Source organism: Pseudomonas sp. HD57-3 (assembly GCF_056113135.1).
Map to the genome: position 1 here is coordinate 3,652,060 of NZ_CM148568.1, position 21,944 is coordinate 3,674,003.

18 protein-coding genes and 2 pseudogenes are annotated in these 21,944 nt (G+C 59.0%); 11 read left to right on the forward strand and 9 right to left on the reverse strand.

Annotated features, from left to right (window positions below):
- Window positions 1-85 precede the first annotated feature (85 nt).
- The 4 genes from AC0R79_RS16310 to AC0R79_RS16325 all read left to right on the forward strand — a co-directional run bounded on the left by AC0R79_RS16310 (window position 86) and on the right by AC0R79_RS16325 (window position 4,117).
- Window positions 86-835 (forward strand): SDR family NAD(P)-dependent oxidoreductase, encoded by a 750-nt coding sequence (locus AC0R79_RS16310; RefSeq protein WP_064381592.1) that lies wholly within the window; start codon window positions 86-88, stop codon window positions 833-835.
- A gap of 97 nt (window positions 836-932) precedes the next feature.
- On the forward strand, window positions 933-2,231 hold the full coding sequence (locus AC0R79_RS16315) for an MFS transporter (protein WP_064596576.1): 1,299 nt from the start codon (window positions 933-935) through the stop codon (window positions 2,229-2,231).
- A gap of 18 nt (window positions 2,232-2,249) precedes the next feature.
- Entirely contained in the window at window positions 2,250-3,098 is an 849-nt protein-coding gene (locus AC0R79_RS16320; RefSeq protein ID WP_474730580.1) for a transketolase, read from the forward strand.
- Window positions 3,095-4,117: a transketolase family protein gene (locus AC0R79_RS16325; RefSeq protein WP_474730582.1), complete on the forward strand. Its 1,023-nt coding sequence runs from the start codon at window positions 3,095-3,097 to the stop codon at window positions 4,115-4,117. The genes AC0R79_RS16320 and AC0R79_RS16325 overlap by 4 nt, the downstream gene beginning before the upstream one ends.
- 19 nt (window positions 4,118-4,136) lie before the next feature.
- On the opposite strand, the pseudogene AC0R79_RS16330 reads toward AC0R79_RS16325, so the two are convergent.
- The 3 genes and pseudogenes from AC0R79_RS16330 to AC0R79_RS16340 form a co-directional block, all read right to left on the reverse strand.
- Window positions 4,137-4,397: pseudogene (locus AC0R79_RS16330) on the reverse strand (helix-turn-helix domain-containing protein); the annotation flags it as partial.
- A 22-nt stretch (window positions 4,398-4,419) separates the two neighbouring features.
- Window positions 4,420-4,581, reverse strand: a pseudogene (locus AC0R79_RS16335) (molybdopterin cofactor-binding domain-containing protein); the annotation flags it as partial.
- A 63-nt stretch (window positions 4,582-4,644) separates the two neighbouring features.
- On the reverse strand, window positions 4,645-6,855 hold the full coding sequence (locus AC0R79_RS16340) for a putative bifunctional diguanylate cyclase/phosphodiesterase (RefSeq protein WP_375748027.1): 2,211 nt from the start codon (window positions 6,853-6,855) through the stop codon (window positions 4,645-4,647).
- Window positions 6,856-7,465: 610 nt separating this feature from the next.
- Here AC0R79_RS16340 and AC0R79_RS16345 point away from each other — a divergent pair.
- The 5 genes from AC0R79_RS16345 (at window position 7,466) to AC0R79_RS16365 (ending at window position 12,557) form a co-directional block, all read left to right on the forward strand.
- Complete coding sequence (locus AC0R79_RS16345) at window positions 7,466-7,750, forward strand: hypothetical protein (RefSeq protein ID WP_127798183.1); 285 nt, start codon at window positions 7,466-7,468, stop codon at window positions 7,748-7,750.
- A gap of 214 nt (window positions 7,751-7,964) precedes the next feature.
- Entirely contained in the window at window positions 7,965-8,258 is a 294-nt protein-coding gene (locus tag AC0R79_RS16350; RefSeq protein ID WP_127798184.1) for a hypothetical protein, read from the forward strand.
- A gap of 307 nt (window positions 8,259-8,565) precedes the next feature.
- Complete coding sequence (locus AC0R79_RS16355; protein WP_085603639.1) at window positions 8,566-9,081, forward strand: sigma-70 family RNA polymerase sigma factor; 516 nt, start codon at window positions 8,566-8,568, stop codon at window positions 9,079-9,081.
- Window positions 9,068-10,048 carry a FecR domain-containing protein gene (locus AC0R79_RS16360; RefSeq protein ID WP_127798186.1) on the forward strand — a complete coding sequence of 327 codons (981 nt, stop codon included), beginning with the start codon at window positions 9,068-9,070 and terminating at the stop codon, window positions 10,046-10,048. Before AC0R79_RS16355 ends, AC0R79_RS16360 begins: the two co-directional genes overlap by 14 nt.
- 118 nt (window positions 10,049-10,166) lie before the next feature.
- On the forward strand, window positions 10,167-12,557 hold the full coding sequence (locus tag AC0R79_RS16365) for a TonB-dependent siderophore receptor (RefSeq protein ID WP_474730586.1): 2,391 nt from the start codon (window positions 10,167-10,169) through the stop codon (window positions 12,555-12,557).
- 108 nt (window positions 12,558-12,665) lie between these two features.
- On the opposite strand, the gene AC0R79_RS16370 is transcribed toward AC0R79_RS16365, so the two are convergent.
- Window positions 12,666-13,781: an aromatic ring-hydroxylating dioxygenase subunit alpha gene (locus AC0R79_RS16370; RefSeq protein ID WP_474730588.1), complete on the reverse strand. Its 1,116-nt coding sequence runs from the start codon at window positions 13,779-13,781 to the stop codon at window positions 12,666-12,668.
- 227 nt (window positions 13,782-14,008) lie between these two features.
- Between AC0R79_RS16370 and AC0R79_RS16375 the strand changes: the two genes are divergently transcribed.
- Window positions 14,009-15,472: an aldehyde dehydrogenase family protein gene (locus AC0R79_RS16375; RefSeq protein WP_474730590.1), complete on the forward strand. Its 1,464-nt coding sequence runs from the start codon at window positions 14,009-14,011 to the stop codon at window positions 15,470-15,472.
- Window positions 15,473-15,532: 60 nt separating this feature from the next.
- Here the strand turns inward: AC0R79_RS16375 and AC0R79_RS16380 are convergent, their stop codons facing one another.
- The 3 genes from AC0R79_RS16380 to gabT all read right to left on the reverse strand — a co-directional run bounded on the left by AC0R79_RS16380 (window position 15,533) and on the right by gabT (window position 18,112).
- On the reverse strand, window positions 15,533-16,021 hold the full coding sequence (locus tag AC0R79_RS16380) for an Lrp/AsnC family transcriptional regulator (RefSeq protein WP_027616181.1): 489 nt from the start codon (window positions 16,019-16,021) through the stop codon (window positions 15,533-15,535).
- A 45-nt stretch (window positions 16,022-16,066) separates the two neighbouring features.
- A complete protein-coding gene (locus tag AC0R79_RS16385) occupies window positions 16,067-16,723 on the reverse strand; it encodes an HAD family hydrolase (RefSeq protein ID WP_127798190.1) in 657 nt (218 codons plus the stop codon).
- Window positions 16,724-16,819: 96 nt separating this feature from the next.
- Window positions 16,820-18,112, reverse strand: a complete 1,293-nt coding sequence (gabT, locus tag AC0R79_RS16390; protein WP_474730592.1) for a 4-aminobutyrate--2-oxoglutarate transaminase — start codon at window positions 18,110-18,112, stop codon at window positions 16,820-16,822.
- 286 nt (window positions 18,113-18,398) lie between these two features.
- On the opposite strand from gabT, the gene AC0R79_RS16395 reads away from it, so the two are divergent.
- The gene (locus tag AC0R79_RS16395) at window positions 18,399-19,325 is read left to right on the forward strand and encodes a 2-hydroxyacid dehydrogenase (protein WP_474730593.1); all 927 of its coding nucleotides are present in this window, start codon (window positions 18,399-18,401) and stop codon (window positions 19,323-19,325) included.
- Window positions 19,326-19,379: 54 nt separating this feature from the next.
- On the opposite strand, the gene AC0R79_RS16400 is transcribed toward AC0R79_RS16395, so the two are convergent.
- Window positions 19,380-20,459 (reverse strand): tartrate dehydrogenase, encoded by a 1,080-nt coding sequence (locus tag AC0R79_RS16400; RefSeq protein WP_474730595.1) that lies wholly within the window; start codon window positions 20,457-20,459, stop codon window positions 19,380-19,382.
- Between the two features lie 27 nt (window positions 20,460-20,486).
- On the reverse strand, window positions 20,487-21,944 hold the full coding sequence (locus AC0R79_RS16405; RefSeq protein WP_221533246.1) for an NAD-dependent succinate-semialdehyde dehydrogenase: 1,458 nt from the start codon (window positions 21,942-21,944) through the stop codon (window positions 20,487-20,489).

Consider the following 21,944-nt stretch of genomic DNA (forward strand, 5'->3'; position numbering starts at 1 on the left):
ATTGCTCAGGGTCGTTACGGGAGACAAGCTGAGTCATCGGTTCTGCACGGACCGACTCAATAACAACAATCAGAGGTTTTCTCCCATGCTTCTTCAAGGCAAAGTCGCGATCATCACAGGTGCTGCCTCCGCACGTGGTATCGGCCGCGCGACAGCTACGACCTTCGCTCAACATGGCGCCCGGGTGGTGATTCTGGATCTGGACGCATCCGCTGCCCGCGATGCCGCTGCCTCTTTGGGCGAGGGTCATCTCGGCCTGGCTGCCAACGTCGCCGACGAGTCCCAGGTGCAGCAGGCTGTCGCCACCGTCATCGAACACTTTGGCCGGATCGACATACTGGTCAACAATGCCGGCATCACCCAACCCCTCAAGACCCTCGATATCCGCCCCGGTGATTACGACAAGGTGCTGGACGTCAGCCTGCGCGGTACGTTGCTGATGTCCCAGGCGGTGATTCCGCTCATGCGCCAGCAAGCCAGCGGCAGCATCGTGTGCATGTCTTCGGTTTCCGCGCAGCGCGGCGGCGGCATTTTTGGCGGGCCTCATTACAGCGCCGCCAAGGCCGGTGTGCTGGGTCTGGCCAAGGCCATGGCGCGTGAACTGGGGCCGGACAACGTACGCGTCAACTCCATTGCTCCCGGCCTGATTCACACCGACATTACTGGCGGCCTGATGCAGGACGAACGCCGCCACGCGATCATCGACGGCATTCCGCTGGGTCGTCTGGGCGAGGCGCAGGATGTGGCCAATGCGGCGCTGTTCCTGGCCAGCGACCTGTCCTCCTATCTGACCGGCATCACCCTGGATGTGAACGGCGGCATGCTGATTCACTGACACACGTGGCGGGCCTCGCGGCCCGTGCGGTTCTGGATCGATGATACGGACGGGCATTCTTGCCCGGCGGTCAATAAAAACAAGAGATCAGACCATCATGACTACCCTGTCGCTCGAAGCCGTTTCGGCGGTGCGTTCCAACGCCTACCGTAAAACCGCATGGCGCCTGATGCCGTTCCTGATGCTGTGCTACCTGTGCGCCTACCTCGATCGCGTCAACGTCGGCTTTGCCAAACTGCAAATGATGAACGATCTGGCGCTCAGCGAAACAGTCTACGGGCTGGGTGCCGGCATGTTCTTCATCGGCTACTTTCTCTGCGAAGTGCCCAGCAACATCATCCTGCACAAGGTCGGCGCGCGAGTCTGGATCGCGCGCATCATGATCACCTGGGGCATTGTTTCCGCCCTCTTCGCCTTCGTCGAAACCGCCTGGCAGTTCTACGCCCTGCGCTTTCTGCTGGGCATTGCCGAAGCCGGCCTGGCGCCGGGTCTGCTGCTGTACCTCACCTACTGGTTTCCGTCCTACCGGCGCGCGCGCATGACGGTGTTGTGGTTCATCGCCATCCCGTTGTCGGGCATGGTCGGCGGTCCGCTCTCCGGGTGGATCATGAACCACTTCGCCGGTATGCACGGCTGGGCCGGCTGGCAATGGATGTTTGTGCTGGAGGCTGTGCCTACGGTGGTTGTCGGACTGTTGGTGCTCAGCTATCTCAAGGATGGCGTGCATCAGGCCAGTTGGCTCAACGACGACGAAAAAGCCCTGATCGCTCGTGAGCTGGCGGAGGACGACCAGCAGAAAGTGACGCATGCGTCCGTGGGCGAATTCATTCGTGACCGTCGCCTCTGGCTGCTCGCGGGGATCTATTTCTGTGTGGTGATGGGGCAGTACGCAATTACCTTCTGGCTGCCGACCCTTGTGCGTAATGCCGGGGTCTCCGATCCGATGAAGATCGGCCTGCTGACCAGCCTGCCGTACCTCTGTGCCATCGCCGCCATGTTGCTGGTCGGACGCAGTGGCGACAAACATCGCGAACGCCGCTGGCACCTGATCGTGCCGATGATCGCCGGGGCCATCGGCCTGACCCTCGCGGCGCTGATGGGAGGCAATGTGATGCTGTCCATTCTCAGTCTGTGCCTGGCGGCTTCCGGCATCCTGTCCGCGACCTCGCTGTTCTGGATGCTCCCCACCACGCTGCTTGGTGGTGTCTCCGCCGCGGCCGGCATCGCCGCCGTCAACAGCTTCGCCAACCTTGCCGGCTTCTGCTCGCCCTACCTGATTGGCTGGATAACCACACTCACCGGCTCCAGCGCTATCGGCATGTATCTGATCACCGGCGTGCTGCTGATCGGCGCCTCGCTGGTTCTGCGCATTCCCGCCGCTCTGGTCAATCGTTGATTCACAGGAGAATTCACCATGACTGCCAACCTTTCATTCACAACACCCCAGACGCTGGCCGAGCGCGCCCACAACATTCGCCGCCATGCCTTGCGCATGGGGCAGGTGCAAGGCCAGGGCTACGTCGGCCAGGCCCTTGGTGCGGCGGACCTGCTCGCGGTCGCCTACTTCCATGCGCTGAGTTATCGTCCCGAAGACACGGCGTGGGAGCCGCGTGATCGGTTCTATCTGTCGATCGGTCACTACGCGATTGCGCTGTACGCGGCGCTGATCGAAGCCGAGATCATTCCGCTCGATGAGCTTGAAACCTACGGCTCGGATGACAGCCGATTGCCGATGTCGGGCATGGCCGCCTACACGCCGGGCATGGAAATCACCGGTGGTTCGCTGGGTCAGGGGCTGGGCATCGCCGTCGGGGCCTGCCTGGGCCTCAAGCGCAAAGGCTCGACATCGTTCGTCTACAACCTGCTGTCGGACGGCGAGCTGAATGAAGGCTCGACCTGGGAGGCCGTGATGTCGGCCTCGCACTGGAAGCTCGATAACCTGATCGCCATCGTCGACGTCAACAACCAGCAAGCGGACGGCCATTCCAGCGAGATCCTGTCGTTCGAACCCATCGTGGATCGCTGGAAAGCGTTCGGATGGTTCACCCAGCGCGTCGACGGCAATGATCTGGACGCACTGGTCGAAGCCTTCGATGCCGCCCGCCACCACCCCGGTACTCAGCCACGGGTGATCATCTGCGACACCACCATGGGCAAAGGTGTGCCCTTCCTCGAAAACCGCGAAAAGACCCATTTCATTCGCGTCGACGAACACGAATGGGATCTGGCACTGAACACGCTTGAAGAAGGAAAAAACCAATGAGCAACGCCGCCAACACGCCGACCTCGACTGGCGAACCGATCAAGAAGCGCCTGACCACCTCGGCGATGATTGCCTCGATTGCCTCTGAAGGCCAAGCCACCCGCTCAGCACCTTTTGGCCATGCATTGACTGCACTGGCGGATCAGCGTCCGGACATCGTCGGCCTCTCTGCTGACCTGTCCAAGTACACCGACCTGCACATTTTTGCCAAGGCCCACCCGGATCGTTTCTATCAGATGGGCATGGCCGAACAGTTGCTCATGAGTGCGGCCGCAGGCATGGCCCGCGAAGGCTTCGTACCGTTCGCCACCACGTATGCGGTGTTCGCCTCGCGCCGCGCCTATGACTTCATCTGCATGGCCATTGCCGAGGAAAACCTCAACGTCAAAATCGTTTGCGGATTGCCCGGCCTCACCACCGGTTACGGCCCCAGCCACCAGGCCACCGATGACCTGGCGATCTTCCGGGCGATGCCCAACCTGATGATCGTCGACCCTTGTGACGCACTGGAAATCGAACAGGCCGTGCCTGCCATTGCCGCGCATCAGGGACCGGTCTACATGCGGCTGCTGCGCGGCAACGTGCCGCTGGTGCTGGATGAGTACGGGTATCAATTCGAGATCGGCAAGGCCAAGACCCTGCGCACCGGCAACGATGTCCTGGTCATCTCGACCGGATTGATGACCATGCGCGCATTGGAGGCCGCCAAGGCGCTGCAGACTGATGGCGTCGATGTCGCCGTGCTACACGTGCCGACGATCAAACCGCTGGATGAACAGACCATTCTCGCCGAGGCCCGCAAGTCTGGCCGGCTGGTGGTTACCGCAGAAAACAGCTCGATTATTGGCGGGCTGGGTGAAGCGGTTGCCGGGCTACTGCTGCGCAACGGAGTGACGCCGACGTTCAGGCAGATCGCGTTGCCTGATGCGTTCCTCGACGCCGGCGCACTGCCGACACTGCATGATCGCTATGGCATTTCCACCGACGCCGTCTGCGCGCAAATCAAGTCCTGGCTTTGACTGCTGCTGATCGGAGCGCTTACGGATGAGCGGCCCGATCAGATGGATTTTCCTGGCCGATCCGCCTGGCATCCCTTCGAACCGCCTGCGGCGGAACGCCAAACCCTCGCATGAATACTTCGCGCATGTGGCGACGGTCTCTAAACCCCGTTTCCTTCGCCACGCGATCCAGGCTGTGACGACTTTGCTCGATCATCACGCGAGCGGCCTCCAGACGCAGGCTTTCAACAGCCTTGGCCGGTGACTGGCCTGTCTCGGCAGTAAATACCCGGGTGAGACGCCAGGCCCATCATCACCCCCTAAGGGAAAACACCTCTCTTGATGCCAAAGCTGCCGCCGGAATCTTTCGGTGTGCGCAAACGCAAGCGGTTGCCGGGCACATTCAGTGCCCGGGCCATAACCGTGTGCAACGCATAGGGGCCCTGGAAGTTGGCCAGCACCTCATAAATGCCGGTGGCGCGCTCGCAGGAGTCTGAAATTTGCCTTAGCGTCTGATTTTCAGGACTGGGACTCGACAGAATGGCCGGTCAGGGATGGGACGCTGGATGGCTCAGGAAAGCTTCGATTTCTGCACAGGGCATCGGTTTGGCGAAGTAATACCCCTGAAAAATATCGCAGCGGCTGCCCTTCAGGAAATCCACCTGGGACGCCGTTTCCACGCCTTCGGCGACCACCGTCAGGCCGAGGTGATGAGCCATGGAAATAATGCCTTGAGTGATCGCTGCGTCGTGATGGTCGGTGGCGATTTCCTGGATGAACGAGCGGTCAATCTTGATCTTGTCGATGGGCAAACGCTTGAGGTAGCTGAGGCTGGAAAAACCGGTGCCAAAATCATCGAGAGCAATGCGTACCCCCAATGCCTTAAGCCGGTGCAACGTGTCGATCGCCTGTTCAACGTTATGCAGCAAGAGCGACTCAGTAATCTCCAGTTCCAACTGTCCGGCGCTGAGGCCGTGTTTGCTCAGCACCGCCTGGATACATTCCACGAACTGGCCACGCTGGAAATGCATCGGCGAAATATTCACTGCCATCGAAATGCCCGTGATGCCCTGCACGCCTAGCTGGCGCAGCTGCGCGCAGGCCGTATCAAGTACCCATAGGCTCAGTGGGATGATCTGACCACTGTCCTCTGCCACCGGCACAAACACCGCGGGTGAGATAAATCCTCTTTCCGGATGCTCCCAGCGCAGCAACGCTTCGATCCCGACCACTCGCCCCGTGCGCGCTTCTATCTGCGGTTGATAATGCAACTTGAACGACTGAGTTTCGATAGCCTTTTGCAAATCATTGCGCAGGCTCGCGTGCTCGCAAACGCGCTGATTAAGATCGCTGGTGTACCACTGAAAATTGTTGCGCCCTTGCTGCTTGGCTTTGTACATGGCCATCTCAGCCTGCTGGATCAGCTGCATCGGCTGCTCGATGTGACCATCGCTCAGGGTGATGCCGACGCTTGCACTCAGGTGCAGGTCAATGCCCTGGATGCAGTAGGGCCGGGCAATGCTGGCCATCAATCGCTCGGCTACCGGGACAACGTCCTCATCACGAAGCAGGTCCGGCAGCAGTACGATAAATTCGTCACCGCCCATGCGCACGATGGTATCGCCGGGACGAATCTGCTGGGTCATACGCTGCGCCACCTCAATCAGCACCTGATCGCCAAAGTAGTGTCCGATCGAATCGTTGATGGATTTGAATCCATCCAGATCAATACACAACACCGCTAGACGACGCTTACGCCGACGACTGACGTGACAATCCAGAACAAGCCGGTCTTCAAGCGAAACACGGTTGAGCAAGCCGGTCAGCCGGTCATGGCTGGCGTTGAAGCTCAATTGGCGCTCGTAATGCTTCTGCTCGCTGATGTCCCGGGCAATGCCGAATACCCCGACGATTTCTCCGTTGACCATGATCGGCAGGTTAGAGATGTCCATGGTCAGCAGTTTTTGACTCTCGTCGAGAACCCGTGCCTCGAAGCGCTGAGGTTTTCCGGCGCGGGCTGCGGAAAAATGCTGACTGACCCGTTCCAGGTCTTCTTCGAGTACCAGATGGGAAAAGTGATGACCAATGAAATCGGTTGCGGTGTGCGGTTTCAGCTTCAGGCCTGCCGGATTCACACTCTGGATGTTGCCGGCCAGATCGAGGGCGAACACCGGGTTGGGGTTGTAAGTGAACAATGAACGAAAACGCTGTTCGCTTTCCTCCAGGCGTTGGCCGTCACGCTCATGACGGATCGCAATGACTGCCAGCTGGGCCGCGCAGCCCAGTCGTTGAATCTGCGCTTTATCCGGCGAATGGGTCCGGCTCTGGTACAGAGCAAATGTACCCAACACACGTCCTTGATGGGAGAACAAAGGTACCGACCAGCAGGAACGCAGGTTATGCCCCAGCGCCAGGCTTCGGAAACGCTCCCAGTTCGGGTCCCGGGCGATGTCTTCGGTGACCACCAACTCGCGCCGAAACGCTGCGGCGCCGCAGGTTCCTTCCTGTGGACCAATGGCCATTCCATGAATCGCCTCGTTGTACTCGGCTGGCAGGCCGGGCGCCGCGCCGCTCAGCAAGTGTCTGCCCTCGGCATCAGTGAGCAGGATTGAGCAGACGGTTTCGGGGGCCTGTGCGTCGAGCATCTGGCAGATAGCGCAGAGTATGTCGCCCAGGTGATGATCGGTCGCGATCATACCGAGAATGTCACGTTGCGACTCGGGGAAGGTCTTGCTGTGAAAGCTTGGACGAGTATTCATGGGGGTTCCTGAAGACTCTCGAGGTCGTCCGGTCTTCAGAGAACCATAAATAGTGGCGGCCGAACACTGTCCACTAGTGCGTCGGACGCGCACTCTATAGAGCACCAGCCAATGAATAAAAGGCTCAGATCCTATTTAAAAAACCGTATCAGGTTGCCAACGTTTTGCAGGAATGGTCGGGGCGTTCGGCCGTTTTGATATTCTGCTAGCCGGAAAGTCCTAAAGCTGCAGTCCGGTATCCATGATACTTGGACCGATGAACATTTCCACGCCATTAGCCGTCGTGGCTGCGGTAGCAACCGGTTCTTGGACCTGTAGATAAGGTGCGAGCATGGGGCCAGCAGGAAACAACATGTAACCAGCGTCTAATTGACACGCTTGTCCTCAATCAGCATTTTGGATCCGTGTTCGCTGACAGGATCAGCTACATGCCCAGCCGCTTGGATCTTCGAGGCGGCGCTGCGGACTACCGCAGGATCCTTCCCAATGTTCGTTACGCTTCCGGCAGCATGAACAGTCGACCCAGTGTCGATGGAAGCATGATTCACCTACCCACGACGGGCCTCCCCCGTCGTTGGGGTCAGGCCTTTTTTGTTTTTTGGAGGCCTTAATGAAAATGGATCTGGCTCTGTACCAGGCACTGGTTTCGATCGATGTGTCTGAGCCCAAAGCTGAAGCAGTAATCCAAGCACTGGAGTCTGATTTGAATAATCTCCTTGCAACGAAGTCAGATCTGACCACGCTTCGTGGCGATATGAAAACTGATCTCACTGCACTACGTAGCGACGTGAAAGCAGACTTATCCCAATTGGAGCTTAAGCTCACTGTCCGAATGGGCGTTATGATGTCTGCCCTCGCCGGCATTCTTATCGCAGGAATAAAGTTCATTCACTGATACTTTCCGTCAACACAGTGGACAACCCGTTGTTCATAGACGAGTGACTCCTCCGGTTGAAACGGCGGTTCGTCTAGTCGTTTGATTGTCCCAATGACCGCAACCGCTTCCTCTATTGGTCAGTCGACTTTTTGTCGATGGAAGCATGCTTTTCCCACCCTCGACGGGTCTTCCCCGTCCTGGGGAAGACCTCTTTGTTAATTTAGAGGTCCTGATGAAAACAGAGCTGGCTCTGTACCGCGCTCTTATCGCAATCAATATTCCGGAACCCAAAGCCCATGCTTTTGCTGAAGCCATGGAGTCGGATATGCGTAACCTTCTTGCGACCAAATTTGACGTCACCAAGGTTCACAACGACCTTTTGGCCGAAATATCGAGGTTACGCTCGGAGAACGATCGAACTCGGCTGGAAATTGCTCATCTGGCTGAGATGCTAACCGTTCGGATCGCAGCAATGATGGTTGTTACAGTGATTGCAATTGTCGGAGCGATGAGTTTGATCAACTGATTCATTCGGATTTTGAGATGACCTTCGAAGCCATCTGTCCATGGACAGGTGGCTTCTTCATTTATTCATTGGTCAAAAAGAGTTTCTTTGCTGTTGATGCATGCCTCCGCTGAGTGTCTTTCTAACTGCTGATCACAAATGAAAAAATCTAGCATTCGAAGCTTCTACACCCTGGATGCACTCTTTCACTCTCCCCATAATGATAGCGTTTGCCCAAACGCAGACGCTGAGCGCCAAGTATTTGCCTGAGACATGTCGCGCAGGTAGAATGCGATTCATTATCAATTATGTATTTTGCGGGATGCCGATGCGCAGCGACGAAACACTAGGTACTGCAGATCTAGGGCTGCTCTATCGCACCCATCATTCGTGGTTACAAGGCTGGCTGATCCGACGCATTGGATGTCGCGATAACGCAGCAGATTTGGCGCAAGACACTTTCGTGCGTCTGCTCAAATCCCGTCAATCCAGCCCCTTGCGCGAACCCCGCGCCTATCTGAGCAGCATCGCCCGCGGACTGATGATTGATCAGTATCGTCGTCGCGAACTTGAGCGTGCCTATCTGGAAAGCGTCGCGTTGCTGCCTCAACACGAGGTTCCCTCGGAAGAAAGCCGGCTGATGATTCTTGATGCGCTCGAGCGCATAGACCGCATGCTCGAAAAGCTTAAACCGAGAGTTCGCCAGGCGTTTTTATTGGCACGGCTCGACGGTCTGACCTGCGCGCAAATAGCCGAAAAGCTGGATGTCTCCCGCGCGACGGTGGAGCGCGACCTGGCCACGGCCCTGCAACACTGCTATCGCTTGCGTTATGTCGAGGCGTGAGTCCCAGGCGCTGGATCCGGCCATTGTCGAGCAGGCGATCCAATGGCTGGTACGCCTTCGTTTCGATCAAGCCGATGAACAAACACAGCACACTTTTGAGCACTGGCTGGCGCAGCGTCCAGAGCATGCGTTGGCATGGCAGCGCGTGGAAACGTTGGGGGACGAATTCGCAGGTGTGCCAGCTCAATTAGCCCGGCAAACCCTGAATGGCACCCAACATGGAATGCGACGGCGGGAAAGCCTGAAGCTACTGGGCATATTGGCTACCGTTGGCACTGCAGCCTGGCTCGGCCGCGACTACACGCCCGTGCCGGCCATGCTTGCGCAGCAGCGCAGTAGCACCGGCGAGCAACGACGCTTCCAGCTCGATGACGGCAGCCTTGTCCAGCTCAATAGCGATAGCGCCGTCGACAGCGATTTTGACGAGCAGCGGCGCCTGCTCATCTTGCGCCGGGGGGAAATCATCGTGAATGTCGGCGCGGATCAACATTCGCCTCAGGCACGACCGTTCTGGGTGCAGACACGCGACGGGGTCATGCGCGCCCAGAGTCGTCGCTTTCTGGCACGCGAACGTGACGATGGCACGCTGGTCGCGGCGCAGGAAGGATCTGTCACGGTGTTCCCCGGCTCCAGTCAAATGCCTGGTAGCCGCAATGTCCAGGCAGGCAATCAATTGCTGTTCACATCAAGCGGCGCCCGGGCGTTCACGGACAACGGCCTTGATCTATGGAGCTGGGGTGACGGGGTGATCAGTGCGCGCAATATGCGCCTCAGTGATTTCATCGTGGAGTTGTCGCGTTATCGCCCAGGGGTACTGCGCTGCGCCGAAGAGGTCGCTGATCGTCGCGTTTCGGGCACATTCCAGCTCGCCGACAACGATCAAGTCCTGGCATTGATTGCGCAGTCACTACGCTTGCACGTTGATTATCGGACCCGTTATTGGGTGACCGTTACCGCAGCCACCTGAGTCCATCAGAACCTTGCGTCACCTGAAAAATAATGAGGTGGTTTCTCATTCTCGTTCGACCTCTAAGGAAGGCCGGAATACAGGCCAGTCTGTCGATGTCCCTTCTTGGAGCGAGAAAATGAGTTCGTCCCCGGTTTCACAGCGCCATCCACTCAATCGTGCCTTACAGGGTGCGATGTTGGGTTTGATCGTGAGCAGCTACGCATTGCCGTCGCTGGCGCAAACATCGAGTGCTGACCACAGCAACCCAGTCAAACAGTGGAACATCGCTGGCGGCCCACTGGCGCCGGCGCTTGACCAATTTGCGCGAGAGGCTGGCATCAGTCTTTCCTTCGACGCGTCAAGCGTAGTGAACCGCACCACGGCTGGCGTGAATGGCACGCTCGATTCATCGGCAGCCCTGTCATCGTTGTTGCAAGGGAGCGAATTGCAGATCGAACAGCAAGGCCCGAATGCCTACCTGCTGGTTCCTCAAGCAAAGCCCGCCGGCCCGCTGGAACTCGACGCAACGGCTGTCGAGGACTACCGCCTTGCACCCCTCATCATCAATGCCAAGGTCAGGGCCAGTGCCGACGACGACACCAACTCGGTGGTCGCCAAGGAGCTCTGGGTTGGCGGCAAGGTGGCAACCAGTATTCTCAACACACCGGCATCGGTGTCGGTTGTTACCAACAAGGAAATGCAGCAACGCAGCGTCAGTACCACGGAAGAGGCACTGCAATACACACCGGGCGTAGTCAGTGATTTCTATGGTACGGATGACCGCAACGACTATTTCCAGATCCGCGGCTTCCAGGCCACCACCTACCGTGATGGCTTGACCCTGAGTTCGATGCGCGGTGTACGCGAAGATCCATTCGCCTATGAACGTATCGAGATTCTGCGTGGCGCCAACTCCACACTGTTTGGCCCGGCCGACCCGGGTGGCTCGGTGAACTTCGTGACCAAACAGCCGCGCTTCGAGCAGTTCGGCCAGGGCTATGTGACCTACGGCTCCTTTGACCATGTCGAGACTGGCATCGATGTGGGCGATGCTCTGAACGACGAAAAAACCCTGGCTGGCCGCTTCACTGCCAAAGGCCAAAACAGCGACCGCGAGTACGACCACTCGCAGGACGACAACCGCTTGGTGATGGGTGGCCTCACCTGGGCACCGACAGATTACACGTCGGCCACCATGATTCTGGACTATCTGAAAACCGACAGTTCGCCCAACAGTGGCGGATATCCGCTGGACAAGGAATACGACCGCAGCAAGTTTTATGGTGAGCCCAGCTACAACTTTCACAATGTCGAGCGCACCAGCCTCAGCGGCAACATCACCCATGACTTCGACAACGGCTTTGTACTGCGCAGCAACCTGCGTTACAGCAAGTTGACCGATGATTTTGGCTACGTGTACCTCAGCGACAGTGCCGCACGTGTTGGGACTACGGTTGACCGCTTTCTCTTTGGAACGGACACCGAAGCCGACCAGTTCAACGGCAATCTGATGCTGCAATACGATGCCCGCTTCGAGAACATCGACAGCAGCAGCCTGGTGGGCGTGGAGTACCTCGATTCGACCACCAAGGAAAGCTCGGTCTACGCCCCGACCACCTCAATTGACATTGCAAACCCCGTATTTACCGGCGTTTCCCGCTCGATTGCGCCGTATGCCGTCAACAAACGGGACGCGACCACCAAGGCCGTATTTCTTCAGCAGAACCTGTCGTTCTACGAGCGTTTCATCGTCACCGGTGGTGTGCGCAACGACTCGATGGATCTGACCAGCAAAGGCTTGCAGTCCAGTGAGAAAGACAACTTCTCCGAAACCTCCTATCGCGGTGCGCTGACTTACATCGTCAACGATGAAGTGTCCACCTACGTGAGCATGGTGGAGTCCGTCTCGCCGCCGCAGGTCGGCGTAACACCGCAGACGGGCCGGCAGTACGAAGTGGGCGTGAAGTATGCGCCGATGGGGATGGACGCCCTGTTCTCCGCAGCCGTTTATGACCTGACCCAGGAAAACGTCACCATCGCCGTCGTGCTCCCGAGCGGCATCATTGAGCAGCAGACGGTGGGCGAATCGCGGGCGCGTGGCCTCGACCTTGAGGCCAAAGCGCAGGTGACACAGAACCTCAGCCTGATCGGCGGCTATTCCTACATGGAGTCCGAGGTCCTGCGCGGTTCGTTGTACGACGGCAGCTCCCTCAAGGGTAATGAGTTCACCACGGCACCCAAGCATTCCGCTTCGCTCTGGAGCTACTACGACGTGCCCGGCACCGACGTGAGCCTGGGTTTGGGTGCGCGCTACGTCGGCGCTTATTACTTCGATGCAGCCAACACCGGCAAAAGCGATGGCACCACGCTGTTCGACGCCGCCTTCAATTACAAGATCGCCAAAGGCACCGACCTTGCGGTGAACGTCAGCAACCTGCTGGATGAGCAACACGTGGTCGGCTCCGGCACGGCGAACTTCTACAACCCGGGTCGAGAGATTACCGCCAAAGTGAGTTACAACTGGTAAACCGGTGTGTAAGCCTTTTCCCATAAAGGAGGCGGTACCCGCTTTGCCGCGGGCACCGTCAACTTGGCCACCAGTAGGCGAAGAAAAAATCAAGGTGTTCGATCTTCTCTATTCTCGTTCGTGGGTAACGTCCACCAACGGAATGGGCTCAATCGCCCAAGCGCGAACATGACGACGTTCGGGGCCGGGAACCGCGCACGCCATACGCCCCGTAAACGTGCGCGCGAGACGTTCTTCATCGATTCGCCAGCCACGCAGTTCCAGTGCCTGCACGCCTCTGCGAAAGGCAATCTGCAGTGCATCGGATTTCAATGAAACCTCCTGCTGAAACGAGTCCGGCACGCGCTCGGGCCGAACGTTTTTCAGCACCGCGTGATCTTGCTCGAAAATACGAATATTGCTGGCAATGAACCTGCGATCAAGCAGTCGGGAACGCAGGAATGTTCTGCCCATCATCCACCAGGTTCGCGTGCGATTGGCGTCAATCGGGACATGCGCCGAGACGATGGAGATCCGCCATCCATTCGGCAACTCAAGCTCCAGCGTTGTACACGGACCAGACCAATGAAACCCCGGCACAGTGACCACACTGACAAACTCGGTGGATGATTTGCGCCGTAACAGCCCTTTGCGCGCAGGCCTGCGCATAAGCATTTGTGCCTTGCCGCTCCACATATCGCTTTCGACATCAAACGATTCAATCTCGGGATGATCCGGATCGCCAAAAGTTGAGCCATGAACAAACGGTGCATGCGCAAAATCAAGACCGTTTTCAATAATCCGGTCCCAACTGGCCTCCCAGTCAAAATGGCCTGATACCACCCGCACGGCAGGATCGTCGATCCAGTCAAGTGCGGGTAGCGGCGGACGCTCAGGCTCAGGCAGGTCTCCTAGAAATGCCCAGATCCAGCCGTAACGCTCCAGCGTCGGATAAGCGTCAACGCGGGCCTTGGCCGGAATTCGCAGGTCCGGTTGCGCAGGTATATGCGTGCAAACCCCATCCGCCCCAAATCGCCAGCCGTGATAGGGGCATTGCACACTGTTGCCCACCCTTTTGCCGCCCGACAACGAGCCGCCGCGATGCACGCAAACATCCGAAAGCACGTGAGCGACGCCAGCGTCATCACGGAACGCAACAAAAGGCTGTCCGAGCAAACGAACCGGCATCAGTCCGTCAGTCAACTGCGACGATGGAAGAACGACGTACCAGAGATTGGTGAGCATGAATGCGTGCGACCTGTCAGGTTGGAAAGATAAAACAGAGACAGCGTCAGCCCCTGAGATACAGCAGATTATCCCTTGCCGACTTCAAGAACGGCATATTTCGACTGAGCCCTTTTGTTAGCTTATTCAAACCACAGGGCACCGCATGTACCGGTGCCCTGGCGCCGCTCTGCCCTCCCTCCCCCTGCTGTTAACAGCCCCCATCAGTCCTTTAAGGAGCTAGTTGGATGACAACACAATCTTCGAATACCTACCCCGTGGATTCGCATACGTTTCAACAGTTTTATATCAATGGTGGCTGGTGTTCGCCGGCAACGCCTGGCAGTTCGCCCGTGGTCAATCCGGCGACTGAAAGCGTAGTTGCAGAGGTTGCCAGCGGGTCGGCCGCAGACGTTGATCGGGCCGTCGCTGCGGCGCGTGCGGCGTTTCCTCGCTGGTCTGCGACCGCCGCCGAAGCGCGCGCGGGTTTTCTTGGGAAGATTTACGACCTGATCCTTGAGCGAAAAGAGTCGCTTGCGCAGGCACTCTCTCTGGAAATGGGTGCTGCCATCGGTTTTGCCCGAGCGATGCAAGTGCCCTTGGCGGCCGAACACGTTCGGATTGCCCGTGATCTGCTGTCCACCTATCGCTTCCAGACGGTTGAAAGCGGCACCGCGATTGAACGCGAACCCATTGGCGTCTGTGGTCTCATCACCCCTTGGAACTGGCCGTTGTATCAAATCACCGCCAAAGTGGCCCCGGCGATTGCCGCCGGATGCACTGTGGTGCTGAAACCCAGCGAACTGTCACCGCTGAGCGCCCTTCTTTTCGCCCAACTGGTGCATGACGCCGGCCTGCCACCGGGTGTCTTCAATCTGGTCAATGGCACGGGCTCCGAGGTCGGCGGCGCCATGGCTGCGCACCCGGATATCGATATGATTTCGATCACCGGTTCAAACCGTGCAGGCGCGCTGGTCGCACAGGCGGCCGCCCCTACGGTGAAACGCGTCACTCAGGAACTGGGCGGCAAGTCACCCAACGTGCTGCTGCCTGATGCCGACTTCGCCAACGTCGTGCCACTGGGCGTGATGACGGCATTTCGCAATGTCGGGCAATCCTGCAGCGCCCCGACCCGAATGATCGTACCAAGGGACCGGCTCGCGGAAGTCGAGGCGCTGGCCGCCGCAACCGCCAACGCGATCATCGTGGGGGATCCGCAATCGGAAGAGACGGTACTCGGTCCGATAGCCAATGAGGCTCAGTTCAAGCGTGTGCAAGCCATGATCGAATCGGGCCTGAGTGAAGGGGCCAAACTCGTCTGCGGCGGACCAGGACGGATGCCCGGCCATGAAACGGGCTTCTATGCCCGACCGACTGTATTTTCCGAGGTTGATTCGAGCATGCGCATTGCCCAGGAGGAAATCTTCGGGCCCGTGCTGTGCATCATTGCCTATGAAACGCTCGATGAGGCTGTCGCGATCGCCAACGACACGGTGTATGGACTGAGCGCCCACGTTCAATCCCGCGACCTTGATCATGCACGCGCCGTTGCCTCACGCATCCGCGCAGGACAAGTGCTGCTCAACCACCCGGCCTGGAATCCCATGGCCCCGTTCGGTGGCTACAAACGATCCGGCAATGGTCGTGAATTTGGTGTCTACGGCTTTGAGGAATATCTGGAAACCAAAGCCATCGTCGGCTTTGGTGGCTAGCACACAATGGGGGACAGTCAGCTGTCCCCCCCTGTTTGCGCCTGATGGATGTAGGGAGCTTCAGTGCCGCAACAACTTGCGCAACGGCACACCGTCCTTGAGCACCGGGGACTTGATAACGATGTAGCTGAAGTACTTGGAGATGCCGATGTTTTTATCCAGCAGGCTTTCAATCACTTCCTGATAGTGCTGAATACTGCGTGTCATGAAGCGCACCAGATAATCGTAGCCACCACTGATCAAATGGCACTCGAGCACTTCATCCACCAACCGAATGTTCGACTCGAACTTGGCGAAGTCTTCGCGCTTGTGGTCACTCAGGGTGATTTCGGTGAAGACCGTTACCGATTCGGTGATCTTCGCCAGGTTCAGGTGTGCCTTGTAGCTGGAAATGTACCCGGCCGATTCCAGCCGTTTGACCCGTTGCAGACAGGGGCTGGCCGACAATCCCACGGCGTCGGCCAGGCTGACATTGGTCATGCGCCCGTCCTTCTGCAACTCGACCAGGATACTGATGTCGATGCGGTCCAGTTTGACTAAACCTTCCATTGCGAACCTCTTGACTGCCATTTGTAGGACAATCTACTAGCAAAATCAGCGCCGTAAAGACAGCTGATGTTGTGCGACCAGGTCAGCCATGCTGTTGATGCAATAATCCGCAGCGCATGGGGTCGGTTGTTTACCCCGTTCGCGACCGATCAGACACACATCGGTCAGCGCCGGGCCGCGGGCGGCGGGTCGGGTCACCCGCAGGATGTGTACCGGCTTCAGCTCGTTGGCATTCAACCATTCCTCGTCCCGCAGCGGATCGCTGGCCAGCGAAATAAAGTCATCGGCCACAATCCCCAGATGCTCGCACAACACGGCGCGATCCTCGGCATCCCGATCGCCCACCACCAACAGGCGATAAAACTTGCGCAAGTACAGCATCGCTCCCGGTGCGTCTTCGAACAATGACCAGTTGGCAGCAGAACGCGCGAAACTCATGCCCTCCTCCCAACTGGCTTTCAGGCTCCAGCGCTCGGCCAATTGGCGATGGGCAAAACACAGCAATCCACTGAAGCCCAGTTCGGCAAAGCGGGGATAGAGCCCCTGCACCACCTCGCGAAATTCGCCCAGCACCTGTTCCTTGTCCGGGCGCCCGCCCCGGCTGTCGAGCAACGGCTGCAGCGCTGCCCAGACACCCGAATCGCGGTCAACCAGGACTTCGTCGCAATCGATGAGCAGTGCTCGATAATCAGTCAGCCCCATGGTGTACACAGCCTCCGATGATGCGTTTCATCAATCCGTGCGCCAAAAAGGTTCAGCGACGCTGGCCAGCGACCGCGCGGCTGAACCCGGCGGACATCAGTTCAATACCCGTGCCAATGCAGCCTGCAGAATCTGCAACGCTTCATCGATCTGCGCTTCGGTCGTCACCAGTGGCGCGAGGAAGCGCAAGACGTTGCGATAGACGCCGCACTTGATCACCAGCAAGCCACCTTTGCGCGCTTCATCGATCACACGCTGATTCAGATCCGCATCCGGGGAGCGTGCTTCATCGTCTTTGATCAGCTCGATGGCCAGCATGAAACCGGTGCCGCGTACGTCACCGATCTGCGGGTGACGGCGCTGCAACTGCAGCAAACCTTCACGCAGGCGTTTGCCCAATGCATCGCCACGTTCGAGCAGTTTCTCTTCTTCATAAGCGTCGATCACCGCCAGGGCCGCGGCGCAGGAAAGTGCATTGCCGCCGTAGGTGCCGCCGAGGCCTCCGGGCAGTGGCGAATCCATGATTTCAGCTCTGCCGACCACGCCCGACAACGGCAGCCCCCCGGCCAGACTCTTGGCGACGGTGACCAGGTCAGGCTGGATGCCGGCGTGCTGGAAACCGAACCACTTGCCGGTGCGGCCGAATCCGGTCTGGATTTCATCGAGGATCAGCACGATGCCGTGCTTGTGGGTCAACTCGCGCAATGCCTGAAGGAACTGCGCCGGCGCCGCAAGGAAGCCACCGTCGCCCTGCACCGGTTCAATGATAATCGCCGCAACCCGCTCCGCCGCAACCTGAGTGGCGAGCAACTCGTCCAGCGCCTTGAGCGCCATCTCGCTGGTGACGCCGCGATAGGCATTTGGATAGGGCGTATGAAACACCTCCGGCGCGAATGGCCCGAAGTTCTGTTTGTAGGGCTGGCTCATGCCGGTCAGCGTGGTGCCGAGCAAGGTGCGTCCATGAAAACCGCCGCGGAAGGAGATCACCGCAGAGCGGTTGGTGTGAGCGCGGGCGATTTTCACCGCGTTCTCCACGGCTTCGGCGCCGGAGGTGAAGAACGCTGCTTTGTAATGTTCCTCGCCACCTATCATTTCGCACAAACGCTGGGCCAGATCCAGATACGGCTTGTAGGCCACCACCTGAAAGCAGGCGTGCGAGACTTTTTGCAATTGGGCCTGCACCGCTGCAACCACTTTGGGATGGTTATGGCCAATGTTCAGCACGCCGATGCCACCGACGAAATCCAGATAACGCTGGCCGTCCACGTCCCACAATTCAGCCCCTTGGGCGCGATCAATCACCAGTGGATGAGCGGTGACCAGTCCGCGTGGCACGAACTGATCGCGCTGACGGAGTAAATGAGGCGTTTGGTCGACTTGGCTGTTCATGGCATTTCCCTTCGTGAATCCGGCAGCCCGGAGTGAATGCAGGAGGTGGTTACAGAGGATCTTAAGATTAAGACTTGTGCGGAACGAACAACGCCGAACTTGGCCCCTGAGAAATCCGGATCGACTGTTTTCACCCTGCCAAACGGCAGATTCCTTCAGGCCGCCGAATCTGCCGGCCGCGTGCGGATATGAGGTGACGCGCAGTGTTCGCAGCGCTGCTTTCGACAGATCCTGCTCTGGCGTTGGGCGATCATGGGAGCACCTTCAACCTCCTCAGGAATTGACCATGGCCCTGCTTTACAAAGCTGACCCCGTGCGCGGCGAACGGTGGAAAGCACTGTTCGCCGAACATGCCCCGGACATCGAATGGCGCGCCTGGCCGGACATCGGCGATCCCGCAGACATCAAGTACCTGGCGGCGTGGCAGGCGCCGGAAGAGCTGCAGACCGTGCTGCCGAATCTGCAGGTGTTGTTTGCGTTGTCGGCCGGCGTCGATCAACTGGACCTGAGCCGCATCCCGCCGAGTCTTCCGGTGGTGCGCCTGCTCGATCCCGGGATTACTCAAGGCATGTGCGAGTACGCCAGTTTTGCCGTGCTCGCTTTGCACCGGGATATGTTGCGCTATCGCCAGCAGCAGATGGCGCGGTGCTGGCAGGCGCATCTGTTGCAGCCGGCGCATCAGCGTCGGGTGGGAGTGATGGGCCTCGGTACTCAGGCGCAGCAGATTCTCGCCACCTTGCAGCCCTTGGGCTTTGCCCTTAAGGGCTGGGCGCGCAGTGCGCATCGGATTGCCGGCGTCGAGTGCTTTGCCGGTCGCGAGCAACTGCCGGCGTTTCTGAGCCAGTGCGACATTGTGATGTGCGTATTGCCGCTGACCGAGCAGACCCGTGGCATTCTCAATCGTGAGTTTTTTCGCCAATTACCGCGTGGCGCGGCACTGATCAACATGGGGCGCGGTGGGCATCTGGTGGAAGAAGACTTGCTCGAAGCGCTGGACAGCGGGCAACTCAGCGGCGCGGTGCTGGATGTGGTGCAGAACGAACCGGCGCCGGCGGATCATCCTTTCTGGGACCACCCGCAGATTCTGCTGACGCCGCATATCGCGGCAATGACCCAGCCGGATAGTGCATTTGCTGTCCTGCTGGAAAATATCCGCCGCTTCGAACGCGGCGAGTCCATAAGCGGTCAGATCGACCGCGACAAAGGTTACTGATTCAGACCCTCTGCACGAGCGAGCAGGCTCACTCATGCAGAGGATGACGATGCTTCAGAGGAACTCGGCGATGGCCCTGCCGACATCCTGGGTCGAGCCCTTCCCGCCCAGGTCCGGGGTAATCGGTCCCTCGGCGATCACCCGCTCGATTGCCAGCAGGATCCCGTCGTGTGCTGCGCGATAACGCTCGTCACCGTTGCCCAGAAAATCGAGCATCAGCGCCCCGGACCAGATCATCGCAATCGGGTTGGCGATGTTCTGCCCATAGATGTCCGGCGCCGAACCATGCACCGGCTCGAACAGCGACGGAAAACGTCGCTGCGGATCAAGGTTGGCCGACGGCGCAATGCCGATGGTTCCGGCACACGCCGGCCCCAGGTCGGAGAGGATGTCGCCGAACAGGTTGGACGCCACCACCACATCGAACCGATCCGGTTGCAGAACGAACCGCGCGCACAAGATATCGATGTGCTGCTTGTCCCACGTCACTTCCGGGTACTGCGCAGCCATCAGCGCGGTGCGCTCGTCCCAATAAGGCATGCTGATCGAAATGCCGTTGGACTTGGTCGCTGCGGTCAAGCGCTTGCGTGGCCGGGTCTGGGCCAGGTCGAAGGCAAACTTGAGAATCCGGTCGACACCCCGGCGGGTGAACACCGATTCCTGCAGCACGAACTCATGCTCGGTGCCTTCGAACATCTTGCCGCCGACCGATGAATACTCGCCTTCGGTGTTCTCGCGAATCACCACGAAATCGATGTCCCCCGGTTCGCGCCCGGCCAACGGGCATGGCACCCCGGGGAACAAGCGCACCGGGCGGATATTCACGTACTGGTCGAAGTCGCGACGGAATTTCAGCAGCGACCCCCACAGGGAAATATGGTCCGGCACTTTCTCCGGCCAGCCCACGGCACCGAAGTAAATCGCGTCGAAACCCTTGAGCTGTTCGAACCAGTCATCGGGCATCATCTGCCCGTGTTCCAGGTAGTAATCGCAATGCGCCCAGTCGAGCACTTCAATGCTCAAGTCCAGCTGCCATTTTTTCGCGGCCTGCTCCAGAACCCGCAGCCCCTCGGGCAGCACTTCCTTGCCAATCCCGTCGCCGGCAATCGCGGCGATCTTGAAGACCTTGCTCATCAGTTGTGGCTCCCCGTTGTTGTGAAGTTACAAGCCGCCGATGTGGAAGGCTTTGACTTCAAGGTATTCATCAAGACCGTATTTGCTGCCTTCACGGCCCAGCCCCGATTGCTTGATGCCGCCGAACGGCGCGACTTCCATGGAGATGATTCCGGTGTTGAGGCCGACCATGCCGAATTCCAGCGCTTCGCCGAAACGCCATGAGCGACGCAAATCTTGAGTGAAGTAATACGCGCCGAGACCAAACGGCGTGGCGTTGGCCAGCGCCAAGGCTTCGGCTTCGTCGGTGAACCGCATCAGCGGCGCGACCGGGCCGAAGGTTTCTTCGTTGGCCAGGAGCATGCCGGCGTGGGCATCGCCAAGCACCGTCGGTTGCACAAATTGACTGTCGCCCTGCGGAACGCCGCCGCAAAGCAGCTGCGCGCCCTGACTCAAGGCATCATCGATGTGGCGGGCCACCTTGCTCACGGCCGCCTTGTTGATCAGCGGGCCGATGGTCACGTTGTCCTGCAGGCCATTGCCGACCTTGAGTTTGCCGACCTCCTCGACCAGACGCTGGGCAAAACGCGGGTAAATGCCGTTCTGTACCAGAATCCGATTGGCGCAGACGCAGGTCTGCCCGGCGTTGCGAAACTTGCTCAGCATGATCCCGGTAATCGCCTGCTCAAGATCAGCGTCGTCAAACACAATGAACGGTGCGTTGCCGCCGAGTTCCAGGCTCAACCGCTTGATGTGTTCGGCACTCTGGCGCATCAGCAATCGGCCCACCGCCGTGGAGCCGGTGAAGGAAATCTTGCGCACCGTCGGATTGCCGGTCAGCTCTTCGCCAATCCCGGCGGGCATGCCGGTCAGCACATTGAACACCCCGGCCGGAATGCCGACGCGCTCAGCCAACACCGCCAATGCGAGCGCTGACAGCGGCGTCAGATCCGACGGCTTGACGATGATCGGGCACCCCGCCGCCAGGGCCGGTGCACACTTGCGGGTAATCATCGCGTTGGGGAAATTCCACGGTGTGATCGCCGCGCAGACACCCACCGGTTGCTTGAGGGTCAACAGTCGGCGGTCGCCGCTGGGGGCCGGCATGGTTTCGCCGTAAATCCGCCGCGCCTCTTCGGCAAACCATTTGACGAAACCCGCGCCGTAGCGGATTTCACCTTTGGCTTCGTTCAGCGGCTTGCCTTGTTCGCAGGTCATGATCAGCGCCAGATCGTCGAGGTTGTCGATCATCGCCTGATACCAACGCTCCAGCAGCGCCGCACGTTCGGCGGCCGGTCGTGCTCGCCAGGCGGGCCAGGCCCGCTCGGCGGCATCGATGGCGCGTCGGGTTTCCACGCCTTGCATGGCGGGCACGCGGCCGATCAATTCGCCGCTGGCCGGGTCGACGACATCCAGGGTCGCGCGGTCATCGGCGCCGATCCACTGGCCGTTCACATAAGCGAGTTCTGCGAGAAGACCGGGGTCTTTCAAACGATTCTTGAGCAT